This window comes from Flavobacterium sp. KACC 22763, from assembly GCF_028736155.1.
Taxonomy (GTDB): Bacteria; Bacteroidota; Bacteroidia; order Flavobacteriales; family Flavobacteriaceae; genus Flavobacterium.
Map to the genome: position 1 here is coordinate 1,713,642 of NZ_CP117879.1, position 14,505 is coordinate 1,728,146.

Below are 14,505 nucleotides of genomic sequence, written 5' to 3' on the forward strand. Positions count from 1 at the left end.
TAATGATGAATTGTGAATTATGAATTATGAATTAATATTCATAACGCTTCAACTCTAGAATTTCCTTCTCTTTAAGCCTTAAAAAGTAGTCCCGGGCAGACTCGAACTGCCGACCCCTACATTATCAGTGTAGTACTCTAACCAGCTGAGCTACGAGACTCTGTTTTTTTTTACTTAAAAGTTTATTTCTTTAAATTAACAGCAAGAGTAATGCAATTTCAAGATCCAGAACCTAATGTCCGGCATCTTATTTCCCAAGCGTGCCCTGAGGCTAACACTTTGGGCTCTAGAAAGGAGGTGTTCCAGCCGCACCTTCCGGTACGGCTACCTTGTTACGACTTAGCCCTAGTTACCAGTTTTACCCTAGGCAGCTCCTTGCGGTCACCGACTTCAGGCACCCCCAGCTTCCATGGCTTGACGGGCGGTGTGTACAAGGCCCGGGAACGTATTCACCGGATCATGGCTGATATCCGATTACTAGCGATTCCAGCTTCACGGAGTCGAGTTGCAGACTCCGATCCGAACTGTGACCGGCTTTATAGATTCGCTCCTGGTCACCCAGTGGCTGCTCTCTGTACCGGCCATTGTAGCACGTGTGTAGCCCAAGGCGTAAGGGCCGTGATGATTTGACGTCATCCCCACCTTCCTCACAGTTTGCACTGGCAGTCTTGTTAGAGTTCCCGACTTGACTCGCTGGCAACTAACAACAGGGGTTGCGCTCGTTATAGGACTTAACCTGACACCTCACGGCACGAGCTGACGACAACCATGCAGCACCTTGTAAACTGTCTTGCGAAAGATCTGTTTCCAAATCGGTCAGTCTGCATTTAAGCCTTGGTAAGGTTCCTCGCGTATCATCGAATTAAACCACATGCTCCACCGCTTGTGCGGGCCCCCGTCAATTCCTTTGAGTTTCAAACTTGCGTTCGTACTCCCCAGGTGGGATACTTATCACTTTCGCTTAGCCACTGAACTTGCGCCCAACAGCTAGTATCCATCGTTTACGGCGTGGACTACCAGGGTATCTAATCCTGTTCGCTACCCACGCTTTCGTCCATCAGCGTCAATCCACTGGTAGCAACCTGCCTTCGCAATTGGTATTCCATGTAATCTCTAAGCATTTCACCGCTACACTACATATTCTAGTTGCTTCCCAGTAATTCAAGTCCTGCAGTATCAATGGCCGTTCCACCGTTGAGCGATGGGCTTTCACCACTGACTTACAAGACCGCCTACGGACCCTTTAAACCCAATGATTCCGGATAACGCTTGGATCCTCCGTATTACCGCGGCTGCTGGCACGGAGTTAGCCGATCCTTATTCTTACGGTACCGTCAAGCTCCTACACGTAGGAGTGTTTCTTCCCGTACAAAAGCAGTTTACAATCCATAGGACCGTCATCCTGCACGCGGCATGGCTGGTTCAGGCTTGCGCCCATTGACCAATATTCCTCACTGCTGCCTCCCGTAGGAGTCTGGTCCGTGTCTCAGTACCAGTGTGGGGGATCTCCCTCTCAGGACCCCTACCCATCGTAGCCTTGGTAAGCCGTTACCTTACCAACTAGCTAATGGGACGCATGCTCATCTTCCACCGTTGTGACTTTAATAGCCAAACCATGCGGTTTGGCTATGCTATGAGGTATTAATCCAAATTTCTCTGGGCTATCCCTCTGTGGAAGGCAGATTGCATACGCGTTACGCACCCGTGCGCCGGTCTCAAAGCCCGAAGACTTCTACCCCTCGACTTGCATGTGTTAAGCCTGCCGCTAGCGTTCATCCTGAGCCAGGATCAAACTCTTCATCGTATATTTTAATATTATATATTCGATGCCTTTATCTATCGGTTCTTTTCGAATCTCTCGATTCCATTACTCTTATTCTATTTTGTTTTGAAATCTCTTTCAAAACGGCTGTCAATTCAATATGTCTACGAACGTATCTTTTTCTGTCTTCGCCTGTATCTCAAAGCGGGTGCAAAACTAAAACTTCTTTTTGTTTCTCGCAAGAAAAACTTAAAAAATTTTTGAAGCTTTCTTTTCGCCTCATCTTTTCGTTTTTCTTACCAGTATCTCAAGGAACTTTCCGTGTTTTGCGGGGTGCAAATGTAAAAAGCTTTTTCTTTTCCCGCAAGCTTTTTTTAATCTTTTTTTTCGGAAATCTCTTTCCTCAAATGTGATCAAGCTGCCGGAATGTCTAAGAGCGTTTTTCGCTGTTGCGGGTGCAAAAGTAGAACCTTTTTCCGCTTTTCCAATGCTTTTGCCCAGCTTTTTTTGATCTTTTTTCGGATTATTTCTTAACGCACTGATAACACATGACTTAAAAATCAAAACACAGTACTATTTTTCTTTCAAATGTGATTTTTTACTAAAATTATCCAATTAAACAATATCAAAATAGAAATTTAAAGTTCGAAAAATTACATTTTAAAAATCCTTAAATATGCCTTCAGAGAAAAATGGCATACCAATTAGATTTAAAAATTTAAGAAAAATTCTAAAGACACAACTTCAAAGACTTTATAGATACAAAATTCAAAGCGAAATTGATTTCACTGAAATCTTTGGATAAATTTCATCATGTCGCCAATTGTCTGTATTTCTTCTCGTTGGGTATGTCCAAGAGCTTTCATCTTCTCAATATGCAATAAACTGTTTAGCATTGCTTTCTGAAGTCCATTTAAAGGATCGCCACTAGTATCAGGCTCAGGAAGCAACTCTTTTAAACTCATATCTAATGGAATATCAGGCCAATCTGTTCTTTTCTGATTGGAAAAAACTTCTGTAAATGGTAAAACATCAGGATCCTTGTCCCTATCAGTCAGCGGATCCATCCCCCATTTCTGGCAAACCGTTTTTATGAATGACGCGTGCTCAAACTGTCCGTTGACTATTGTATTTGGCTGAATGTAGGAAGACACCATTATCATAGGAACGCGAACACCAAGACGATCAAAAGTGAAATCGCACTCTCCCTTCATGCCTACAGTAGGCGGTACTGTTTCTGGTGGAGCCACGTGATCATAACAGCCACCATGCTCGTCATGAGTAATAATGAAAAGTATCTTGTCTCGTTTTGGGCTTTTTTTAATAGCATCATATACTTCCCTTATGAGCTCATCTCCTAATTTTACCGTCCCGACAGCTAACTCATGATTCACTGCCGATGGATGCTGATCGTTGTGCTTATGAAGAAACTGAGGTTCTACAAATGAATATTGTGGCAGGGTTCCAAACTCCAAATCAAAGAAAAAGTCAAGATGTCCATGCGTATTATCCTTTCCTTCTCCTGTCCCATTTACTATATAAGTAAGACTTAGAGGAGCAATAGGCGAATAGACCTTCCATGAAACATTATTATCATTCATACGATCAAAAATAGTAGGTAGTGACCAGACATCCTTTATCCAAGAATCCATATCATGCAGATCACCTTCAATACCAGGAAATCCTGTTCCATCCTCGCCAAGGGGATTGATAACTTTGCCCGCTGAGCTTGCAGCATGCCAGAATGCTCGATTGCAATAGGTCTGGCTTGGCACCGAACAATACCAGTGGTCAAAAACTGCAAACTCCTTCGCTAAAGTCGCCATTGCTGGAATCTGGTCAGGCTCAAAACATTGCATGATTACTTCATACTGTTCATATGTTGGATTCTCAATATTGTAGGTTGACCTAAGCGTATTTTCATAATCATTGACAAAGCCATTCATGCTAGGTGCAGTCGTCGAAACTGGTAGATTATAAGGCGACGTCATTTTATCGTCAGCCTTTCCAATATTACTCTCAGGAATGATTACATTGAAAAGCTGCGTATTAACATGCGGATATTCCTCACCTGGATCTGGATATGGCATCGAGTAGTTAGCCGCACGTGAAGGAGAGATACTTGTCTTCCCAGGATCGCTGCTGGCTCTCGTCGGAATAGGATTTCCATAATCAGTATTCAGGTTATAAAGCCCATCAAAAGATTTTTCTTGTGGTATCTCATCGTTCTTATAGAGATAGCCTAATAGATTGTCGAAAGAACGGTTTTCAAGCATAAGAACCACAATATGCTCAAAAGTTTCCAGTCCGTCAAATTGGTTTGGGTTTTCCATTTTCTAACTGTTTTTATTTTACTAAACATAAGTAAATTACGATAATTAAAATCAGATCCATACAAGTAGTTTTACTCATTTTATTAAAATTAAAGCTTGACGGACAGGCTTAGCAAGTTAGCTCTCTCTGCATTCACAGCATTTTCTACTTTTTATTTCCGGATGCAAAATCAGCAATCCTTTTTTAATATGGATTCAGCAATGGCAAGGTATAAATAAGATACAAGGATTTACAATTTAAAATCTTATAAAAACATCATTTATAATCTGGCTGTTATTGTAATAAATAACTAGTTTTTCAAAAGAACATTTAACCTTAATAGTTGAAATAAATATAATAAAAAAGGGACCAAATTTCTTTCCATAATAATTCGTCAGTCCTAAATTAATATCAAAATCCTAGACGCAGAATGTTTATTTAAATTTTAAAACCAAATAAAACACTGTATAAAGAATGTCTTGAAATTTAAGCTCGAGTCATTACTAGAAAATACAATATTTCGATCTTCCATTAAAGGGTCAAAATCAAATAAAAAAAAACAATCTTCAACTAACTAACTAACTAACTAACTAACTAACTAACTAACTAACTAACTAACTAACTAACTAACTAACTAACTAACTAACTAACTAACTAACTAACTAACTAACTAACTAACTAACTAACTAACTAACTAACTAACTAACTAACTAACTAACTAAGGCAGCTTGACACAACTTGACGTAGCAAACTGAACTTTGCGCCAGAAAATCTATTTCATATCAATAATATTATGTCCCCTATGTTGGATTCTAGATCATTTAAGACAACATTAAAACAAAAAAGATGAGCAAACACTGCTCATCTCTAAATTATTATTCACCGATATTTATTTTATTCCAAGATCTTAGCAGTCTAAATTTCCATATCGCCAACTTTGAATCACTGCCCAAATTTCCCTGAAAATCCATTCAATTCCAAAAGGTTGGGAATCAAAAATCCCTTATTGCTAACTTTGAAGCATTACCGGTCTTCTTCCAGCTGTTGTGCAGCTGCAAGTAGGGTATCTCTTATTTTATGGAACAGACTTCTTATCATTTCTTTATCTTTATCCTCACTGCTGATCTGCTCCAAAACTTTAATATCCTCAATAATGCTAAAAATCCCCATGCTTTCAATGCTTGGCCTGATCTTATGCATTATCTGGCTCAGAGCTGGAAAATCACCTGAAGATATCGCTTTTTCCGCATTTGGAACCACCTCTTGGATCTGATCAATAAAAACTCTAACCATCTTTTCAATAAACTCAGCATTTCCCCTGCTTATGGATTCCAAATTTTTAAGGGTATAGAGTTTCTCATTTTCTCGCGGGCCCAAACCGTCGGCAATGCCTTCCTGCCGAACTATGTGCCTAGAAATAGTTTCAATCAGGTCAAACTCTTCAAAAGGCTTGGTAATGTAATCGTTCATTCCCGCACTTCTGCATCTGTAGACTTCGCTTTTGAAAGCGCTGGCGGTAAGGGCAATCACCGGTGTCTGCAGCTTCAATTCTTCCCTTATTTTTACTGTTGCCTCAATGCCATCCATTTCTGGCATCTGAACATCCATCAATATAATATCGAAACTTTTATTTTTCAAAATTTCCAGGGCCTCCAGTCCATCAGCAGCTTCAGTGACAATGCAGTCAAAGTACTTCAGTGAATTGATGACAACCATCCTGTTGATGACATTGTCTTCAACCAGCAGAACGCTTATGCCGGAAATGTCGACATTGATTTCATTTTCGGCCTTTCTTATGGCATTGATATTCCCCTTTTCCAAATCAATTACAAAACTGATCTCTGTGCCTTCCCCCTTTTTGCTTTTAACCTTAATTTCGCCTTTCATGAGCTGAATCAGCTCTTTTGTAATGGCCATTCCCAGTCCGGTTCCGCCAAATTTCCGGTTAGCCGCTTTGTCTTCTTGAGAGAATTTATTGAATATTTTCTCTGCAAAACTCTGTTCCATTCCTATTCCCGTATCGATTACCGCTATTTTCAGGCTTTGAAAATTTTCAGCATCCTTCAGCACTTCGCATTTTAGGGTTATTCCTCCTCTGCTGGTAAATTTTAAGGAGTTTCCGATCAGGTTAAACAGTATCTGCTCCAGCCTTAATATATCGCCTTTGAGTATTTTGTGGACATCTTTGGAAATCTGCCTGCTTAACTTCAGCCCCTTTTTCTTTGCCAATGGCCCAAGCACATTGACAACATTTGCGATCACCTTCTCAAAAACAAAGTCTTCTATTTCCAGCGACATCTCGCCTGCTTCGATTTTTGAGATATCAAGAATATTGTTTATGATAGACAGCAGATGTTTGGATGCTACAGTGCTGTTTTCTACATATTTTTTCTGCAGATCAGTCAGCGGCTGCCTTTGCAGCTCTCTCAAAAAGCCGATTATGCCATTTAGCGGCGTTCTTATTTCATGGCTCATATTGGCTAAAAAAGCCTCTTTAGCCTTTGAGGCGCGTTCGGCCTTCATTTTTTCCTTCTCAAGTTCAATCTCCATCTGCTTCTGCTCGGTAATATCCAAATGAATGCCGATTGATCCAACCAGATTCCCTTTGTCATCGTAATTTGGCGCTCCACCTATTGCCCACCACCTGAGCTCTCCTCCTTTATTTCTGACAGGCATCTGATAAACATCCGATACGCCTTTTTCCCTTAATTTTTTTTTAGCTTCCAATTTTTCTATATTATCGCCGAATGCAAAAGTTTCGGAAGCCCTTAAGCCGATTAGTTCCTTGCCTTCAAACCCTGATATATCGGCAAAACTTTGATTGGCATATCTGATCACGTCATCATTATCGACTTCTATTAGCCCCAGATTCATATTGGCTATAATATTTCGATACTTCTCCTCTTGAAGCTTTAATTTGGATTCCGTTTTTTTCCTTTCAGAAATATCCTGCATGAAAGAGCAGAAGAAAACCTCCCCGTTCTGTTCTAAGGGTATTATCGAAACTTCCACGGGAAACTCATATCCGGCCTTATGTAATGCGGGAAGCTCAATCTGTTTATTTAAGACGGGGCCATCACCTGCTGCGAGATAACGCTTTAAGCCTCTCGCATGCTCTTGGCTGTGCCGTTTAGGTATTATGGTATCATTTAATTTTTTGCCTAAAACCTCTTCCTTCCTCCATCCAAAAATAATCTCTGCCTGGCTGTTCCAAAAAGTTATTTTTCCCGATGTATCAATGGTCACTATCGCATTGAGCGACGAGTTCATGATAATGCGGTTGCGCTCCTCGCTCTGTTTGAGCAGATTTTTGCTCTTTGTACTCTGCGTCACATCGTTGGATTTCCAGAGATCGCCAATGCATTCATTTTCCATCATTATGGGTATGTAATCGCGCTCGAAAAAGCGGTTGTCCACTGTTTCAAGTATTTCTCCGGTGACAATTTCTTTGCGAAGCAAAATTTCATCTATCCTCCTTCTGTAGGCTTCTGCGTCTTTAAACAGCAGCTGGGCATCATCTATATATTCACTGGACTTTTTCCCAATCATTTCATCAGGCAGAGCCTTAATGCCGCGCATATCGCATAAATGCTGGTTAACAAACAAAATGGTGCCGCTGCTGTCCTCAACTAAAATTCCCGACTGCAGATTTTCCAATAATGCCTTTAAAAACTGTGCGGTCTGCACTAATTTTTTCTCCGTTTCCTTCCTTTTTGCGATCTCCTCACCTAAATATTTTGAAATAAAAAGAAGATCGTTCTTCTCATCTTCTTTAATAGATACATACCTCTGGTCCAGCTCATTTAGGCTTTTATACAAATTTAGAATTGACAGCTGTTTTAAATTGTACTCATTTCTTAAATTCTGATGCACCTCGTTATACTCCTTTTCGCTTTCCTGGAAAGAATGATCCATTAGGTCCTTATCCCTTTCGAAAGATAAATACGAATCATTAACCGACTTTATAAAAGATTGGAAAGATGGATTGTCCTGCAGCTCGGCAGGCAGATTTTTATTTATCTGCCTCTGCAAAAGTTTATGAAGCTCCATAGCTAATTCATTTCATTAATGCAGGTTATGGTCATGGTCTGATTATGCAGTATGCAGTCTCCAAATGGCTTTAAGGGAGAAATTTCCCCATACGAATAAAATCCTGCAATAGCGGTATTGCCAAAAATCTCTGACACCGCTTCAACTTCTTCATCGATTCTGGATCCCAAAATTAATTTTCTGCCGACGCAGCTGATTAAAAGAGCCAGCTTAGGATTAAAGCTATTAACCTGCAGACAGGACAAAGCGGCTTCACTTGCCGCATCTATAAGGCGGTCAAAATTAGCTTTCATGAACCGCACCCTGCTGCCTGTCGGAACATCGCCCGCAAAAGTCATGGTTTGATTTTTCTCATCTATTGACAGGATGGTTCTAACAATAGGCTCATCTGTCCCGTCAATTTTAATTGACAGTGGAAAAAGAAGTGCCGAACCCGGCAATTCTTCAGCATATTTCCCTAAATAAATTTTATAGAGATCCAATACGTTTCTCCCGTCGATTTCATATAGAACATTCCCTTCCGCTTTTGTAACCAGCCTCTCGAGCCCGAAACTTTCCCATCCCCCTAATGAGCCATGTGAAACCAAGAGTTTCTCGCCATAGAATCCGATGGCTATTATCTTACCCTGTTCCGGCATTCTATTCAACCCGACGATTGTTTTTTCAAATTTTGCTCCATCACCAGCCAGACCGCCTACAATTAGCACCTGCTCTTCTTTCACCGAATTCATTCCGTTTGCCAGCTCGCTCCCATTCACCTTTCCTCCATCGGAAAGTATGAGAATCAATTTTAAACGATTCTGGCTAAACTTCCTTATCAGCGAAGAGCCTGCCTGAAAACTATTCTCAAAATCTGCTATATCAACTTCGCAGGTCTTAATTTGAGTCGAAGAAAATTTAATTGCTGTGAGGCTTATGGTATTGTCCAGCACTTCGTGCCCATAAATTTCACCGGCTGAAGAGCATAAGACCAATTCCGAAGATGGGAATCTCTTCCTCAACTGGGTGAAAATTTTCCCATCTGCCAATAAATCCCTTGAGCCAAAGCCTAAAACCAGGTCGCACTCAGCGAAATCTAAATTATCATTATTGAATTCTTTCTTGAAAGAATTGTCTTCAAATAAAATGGAAGCTGTTTTCATTTAAATCACTTTTTTAGTTTGACTGATTTGAATTAAATTATAAATCTCTTCAAGGCCGTTTTAGCATATTACTGCTTTTTCAGGCTATCAAGCATAATTTTCGAAGCAGGTTCCTTTTAGCGCCTTATTTTTAGGCAGGAAAAGATCCGTTTTCATTTCTGCCGCCAAAAAGTGAGCCTTCAGCAGTAGCGGCGTTTTTTTATACATTGAGCAGGGCCAAATCTATAGCCAACTTAAGTTCTCCGGCATTTCCTGATATATATATTCGAATAATTTTCTTTATCTATAGTTTCTCAAAAAAAGAAGCATCTTCAAAAAAAAAAAAAAACAAACACATTCACCTTCAGCTCTTTATATTTTCGTCATACTAAAATACAAAAAAAATCCTACATGTTTACCACTTAAACGAAAAATATTGCATTTCATCGAGGTTTTATAAGATCTTAAACATAAATCAAGAAAAATCGGCGAATCATTTTTTATAAGGTAAAACTTCATTATTATCAAAATGAGAAATAAAAAAAGCCTATCTTCAAAAAGGATAAGCCTTTTACCTTGCAGCGTGAATTGGACTTAAACCACCTCGCACCAATCTTAATAAACCATCTGCAATCAAATAGCTGTAAAAAATATATTTGCCAGTAAAATCAACCGCACTCTTTTCCCAACTCCCCTTCGCCAGCCAAAACCAAAATAAAACAATCTTAAAAGAAGAAGAGAAGAGTAAAGAAAAAAAAACTAATAAAACAAAAACAATCTAAAAGAAGAAGAAAGAAAGAAAGAAAGAAAGAAAGAAAGAAAGAAAATAATGCTACTCCAATTGCATCAGAATGAGGAAAACCGTAAAAATTATCCTAAACTTTTCTCTTTATTTGCTGTGGCAATAATAATCGCACTACAAATAATCAACCCAATACAATCTATAAAATTGAAGAAAATTACCAGACCTCCTTGTAAAGAGTCATCGCATTGAATCCAGGAATAAAACGCTTCCTAGAAATTTTAATATTAGAATCTGCAATCCTGCTTAATCAAAAAACAAATCATGCAACAAGCGCATTTATTTTCTATTTAAAAAAATAAAATATAACTATAATGCCTCTTTTTCAAAAACCACTACCAATTAATGAGACAAACCATTCTATTATTATGCTGCTTTCTTTTTTTATCAAATATTTTACAGGCACAAACGTCAGGCACAGTTAAAGGATATGCAATAGATACCATAAACAATTCTCCTTTATCGAAAGCATCAATCTCTCTGTTAAGAGCACAAGATTCCATTTTAATAAAATTTACCCGAGCCAAAGAAAATGGCTATTTTGAGCTGCATAATATTAAAACTGGCAAATTTATTCTGCTGGTTTCTTATCCCAAATATGCTGATTTTGTAGATCAATTTTCTCTTGATTCGACAAAGCTAACCAAAGATTACGGCAAAATCAATTTGGCTGATAAAGGCAGACTGCTATCAGAAATTATCATAAAAGGCAATAGGGCTGCTATGAAAATCAAAGGAGATACCTTAGAATTTGATCCAAAAGCATTTAAAATAGAGCCTAATGCAAAAGTGGAAGATCTGATAAAACAATTTCCGGGAATACAAATTGATAAAGATGGAAAAATTACCGCTCAGGGCGAAACTGTAACCAAAGTTTTAGTTGATGGAGAGGAATTTTTTGGAGATGATCCGACTTTAGTTACAAAGAACCTTCGTGCAGATATGGTTGATAAAGTGCAATTGTACGACAAAAAAAGCGATCAAGCCGCTTTTACTGGTATTGATGATGGCCAGAAAACCAAAACGCTAAATGTAAAGCTTAAAGAAGGCAAAAAAAATGGTCATTTTGGGAAAGTAGAACTCGGAGGAGGAACTGAAAATTTTTACAAAGGCCAGGCTATGTTTAATAAGTTTTGGGATAAGAAAAAATTAGCCGCTTATGGCATTTTAGGCAACACTGGACAAGTTGGATTAGGATGGGAAGACAAAGACAAATATGGCCAAAACAGTTATCAGGTAACTGATGACGGCGGTATTTATTTTTCGAACAATGGAAATGATGAATTTGATAGCTGGGACGGACAATTTAATGGCGAAGGAATTCCAGTAGTTCAAACGGGCGGAATACATTTTGACAATAAATGGAACAGTGATAAAGAATCAATCAATGCAAATTACAAAATTGGCGATATCAAACTTTCAGGAAACCGCAATGATATCAACCAGCAAAATTTAAGTTCTAGCAGTATTTATAATACTTCAGACAAGAGTTTTGAAAAAAAAATGACTAAAAATAAGCTTGATCTTGCTTATGAAATTAAAATTGATACTACTTTAACTTTAAAATTAAATGTTGATGGATTATTTAAAAATAGTAATTCAAGTGAAGCAGAAATGCGAAAAGGTGCTGACGAACAGGGTAACCAATTGAATAATCTGAAACAGACAACTACAAACGATGTTGATGATAAAGCATTTAATATAAATACTTTATTAACCAAAAGACTTAAAAAAACTGGCCGAACATTATCTCTTAATTTAAGCCAATCAAGTACAGATAGCAAAAGTAATGGTTACCTAAATTCTAGGGCTGAATTTTTCACACCAGCCGTAATTAATCCAGATAGCACCAAAGTAGTCAATCAAAATAAAATCAATACTATTAGCAATAGAACTTTTAAATCAAATTTAATCTATACCGAACCTTTATCCAAAAGCCTATCTTTAATTCTTAATTATGGATTTAACATCAGTAACGGAAAAGCTGATCGTAAATCTTTTAATCAATCTCCAGATGGCGATTATAATGTTCTGGATTCCATCTTTAGCAATAATTATGAATTAGACCAAACGATAAACCAAGTTGGAGCGATTTTTAATTACAGAAAAAATAAAACTGTTTTTTCTTTTGGCTCTAAATTTAGTGGTGTAAACTTTAAACAATATGATGTTTATACAGATAGTTATTTTAAGCAAAAATTTGTCAACTACATGCCTCAGATAAGCTATCAATATAATTTTAAACAAAGAGAATCACTGCGCTTGTCGTATAACGGAAACACCGATCAGCCGACATTAGATCAGTTGCAGCCTATTCGAAACAATCAAAACCAATTGAATACAATTGTGGGGAATCCAAATTTAGATCCTTCTTTTAGAAATACTTTTAGAGGTAGCTATTACTCCTACAAAGTGCTTACCAATCAATATTTTTCGATTAATGGATCATATAATTTTACGCTAAATCCGATAATAAGTAATGTGGTTACAAATGATAGAGGAGAAAGTATATCAAAATTTGTAAACCTAGAAAATAAGGCTGCAACAAGTTATTATCTGAATAGTAATTTTGGTAAAACAATCAAAGCCATAGACATGACAGCAGGAATTGGCTTAAGCGCCAACAAAAATGTAAATTATAATTATATCAATACAAAACTGAATCAAACTAAAAATTCAACTTATTCCTTTAATTTAAACTTATCAAAGTATAAAGAAAAAAAATATAATTTCAATACTAGTTTCGGACCTACTTACAACGTTGCTGATGCGAGTATAAACGAAAATAGCGATAGTAATGGCTGGGGTTTTAATGGAAATTTCTGGACCAGTATAGAATTGCCTTTCAAACTAGAAATTAGCACAGATGGCAATTATCAATATAATGGAAAAACGCAAGTGATTCAGGAAACTTTTGAACGTTTTATTTGGAATGCATCTATCACCAAAAAATTCTTAAAATCAGATAATTTAAAAGTTTCTATAACGGGAAGAGATCTTTTGAACCAAAATGTAGGATTTAATCGTTCTGCATATAATGGAAACATTAGCCAAAGCACTTATACCACTATCCAAAGATACTTTATGTTCTCTGTAAGCTGGGATTTCAGCAAAATGGGCGGAGGAGAAATTAAACAAAACTAAAACCATGAAAACAATAATAAATCACATTTTAATTTTGATAATTGCATTGGCAAGTTGCAATACTTTTGCACAAACTAACCACTTTATTGAAAATGGCGTAATCGAATATGAGAAAAAATCGAATATGTATGCATTGATTATAAAAAAAATAAAAGGAGAAACTGAAGGTTATTATCAAGCTGCTTTTGAAAGTTATAAAAAAAACAATCCACAATTTAAAACAACAAAAAGCATTCTTAGTTTTTCAAAAAACAAGAGTTTGTACAAATGGCATGAAACAAATCAATCAGCAACCAACCATTGGATTGCTGACGATGCAATGGCCAATTTAAAAAATGTTATCGCCACAGATCTTGATACGCAAACCAGCATTACACAAAAAAACGTATACGATGATTTATACTTAGTTAAAGACAGCTTGCGTAAAATTGACTGGAAAATTACAGATGAAACTAGAGAAATTGCGGGCTATGAGTGCCGCAGAGCAAATGCTATAATTATCGATTCTGTTTATGTTGTAGCCTATTACACAATTCAAATTCCATTTTCAGGTGGCCCCGAATCTTTTACGGGCTTACCCGGAACAATTTTAGGCTTGGCTCTGCCACATGAAAATATGACATGGTTTGCCACAAAAGTTACTGAAATTCCAGTTTCTGACAAAGATTTAGCTCCACCAGTTAAAGGCAAACCTACTGACAATAAAGGACTAAACAAAATACTTATGGATGCTTTGAAAGACTGGGGAAAATGGGCAAAAAAAACATTGCAGGCCTACTCTCTCTAACTAGCCATTAAAATTTATTTCTTATATAAAAACTAATTTAAATGGTTCTTGAAAGTTTCAGAATACATAAATGGAGTATACAATAGTATGGCGGAACTGTAGCTTAGTATAAATGAAGCCTCTTCTCTTTTTTCTGCGAACTACAAAGCCCCTTTTTTTATGTTTAGATAGTGTATTCTAAAATATTCTATAAAAAAAATGTGAAATCAAATCGGTTTTTACACCAATCAAAAGAGGAAAAAGAAAAAAAAACCTTTATATGTACAACCTTAACTGTACTCGAATCTATGCAATTATACTACTATTAAATAAGTAGGATAAATATGAGAGAAAAAGGCTTTGTCACCTGATTCTTTTATAAAGAAAATTTGAAGAAATTAAAAACAGAAAAGTTGTAGACGATAAGCCATAGATGCCTCATCTAATAAATAAAAACCCAATAGTGATATATTTCACTGTTTAAACCAAACTGTATGCTGGAGAGGATAATTATATTATATTTACCTTTTAAAGAGAGTTAAATAAT

The 14,505-nt window shown here is 37.2% G+C and carries 6 protein-coding genes, 1 tRNA gene and 1 rRNA gene; 2 read left to right on the forward strand and 6 right to left on the reverse strand.

The window, feature by feature from the left end:
- Window positions 1–86: 86 nt before the first annotated feature.
- The 6 genes from PQ463_RS07405 to PQ463_RS07430 all read right to left on the reverse strand — a co-directional run bounded on the left by PQ463_RS07405 (window position 87) and on the right by PQ463_RS07430 (window position 9,267).
- A tRNA-Ile gene (locus PQ463_RS07405) sits at window positions 87–160 on the reverse strand.
- 130 nt (window positions 161–290) lie between these two features.
- Window positions 291–1,804 (reverse strand): 16S ribosomal RNA (locus PQ463_RS07410).
- A 237-nt stretch (window positions 1,805–2,041) separates the two neighbouring features.
- Window positions 2,042–2,326 (reverse strand): hypothetical protein, encoded by a 285-nt coding sequence (locus PQ463_RS07415; RefSeq protein ID WP_274257021.1) that lies wholly within the window; start codon window positions 2,324–2,326, stop codon window positions 2,042–2,044.
- Between the two features lie 221 nt (window positions 2,327–2,547).
- On the reverse strand, window positions 2,548–4,095 hold the full coding sequence (locus PQ463_RS07420; RefSeq protein WP_274257022.1) for an alkaline phosphatase family protein: 1,548 nt from the start codon (window positions 4,093–4,095) through the stop codon (window positions 2,548–2,550).
- Between the two features lie 1,003 nt (window positions 4,096–5,098).
- A complete protein-coding gene (locus PQ463_RS07425) occupies window positions 5,099–8,125 on the reverse strand; it encodes a PAS domain S-box protein (RefSeq protein ID WP_274257023.1) in 3,027 nt (1,008 codons plus the stop codon).
- Between the two features lie 2 nt (window positions 8,126–8,127).
- A complete protein-coding gene (locus tag PQ463_RS07430; protein WP_274257024.1) occupies window positions 8,128–9,267 on the reverse strand; it encodes an FIST signal transduction protein in 1,140 nt (379 codons plus the stop codon).
- Between the two features lie 1,126 nt (window positions 9,268–10,393).
- On the opposite strand from PQ463_RS07430, the gene PQ463_RS07435 reads away from it, so the two are divergent.
- Window positions 10,394–13,192, forward strand: coding sequence for an outer membrane beta-barrel family protein (locus tag PQ463_RS07435; RefSeq protein WP_274257025.1), 2,799 nt, complete (start codon window positions 10,394–10,396; stop codon window positions 13,190–13,192).
- 4 nt (window positions 13,193–13,196) lie between these two features.
- A complete protein-coding gene (locus tag PQ463_RS07440; RefSeq protein WP_274257026.1) occupies window positions 13,197–13,979 on the forward strand; it encodes a GLPGLI family protein in 783 nt (260 codons plus the stop codon).
- The last annotated feature ends 526 nt before the right edge of the window (window positions 13,980–14,505 follow it).

Bases quoted from the DNA above. Each gene is read 5' to 3' on its own strand.
- PQ463_RS07420 (WP_274257022.1), bottom strand. From the start codon at position 4,095: ATGGAAAACCCAAACCAATTTGACGGACTGGAAACTTTTGAGCATATT.
- PQ463_RS07440 (WP_274257026.1), top strand. From the start codon at position 13,197: ATGAAAACAATAATAAATCACATTTTAATTTTGATAATTGCATTGGCA.
- PQ463_RS07435 (WP_274257025.1), top strand. From the start codon at position 10,394: ATGAGACAAACCATTCTATTATTATGCTGCTTTCTTTTTTTATCAAAT.
- PQ463_RS07430 (WP_274257024.1), bottom strand. From the start codon at position 9,267: ATGAAAACAGCTTCCATTTTATTTGAAGACAATTCTTTCAAGAAAGAA.
- PQ463_RS07425 (WP_274257023.1), bottom strand. From the start codon at position 8,125: ATGGAGCTTCATAAACTTTTGCAGAGGCAGATAAATAAAAATCTGCCT.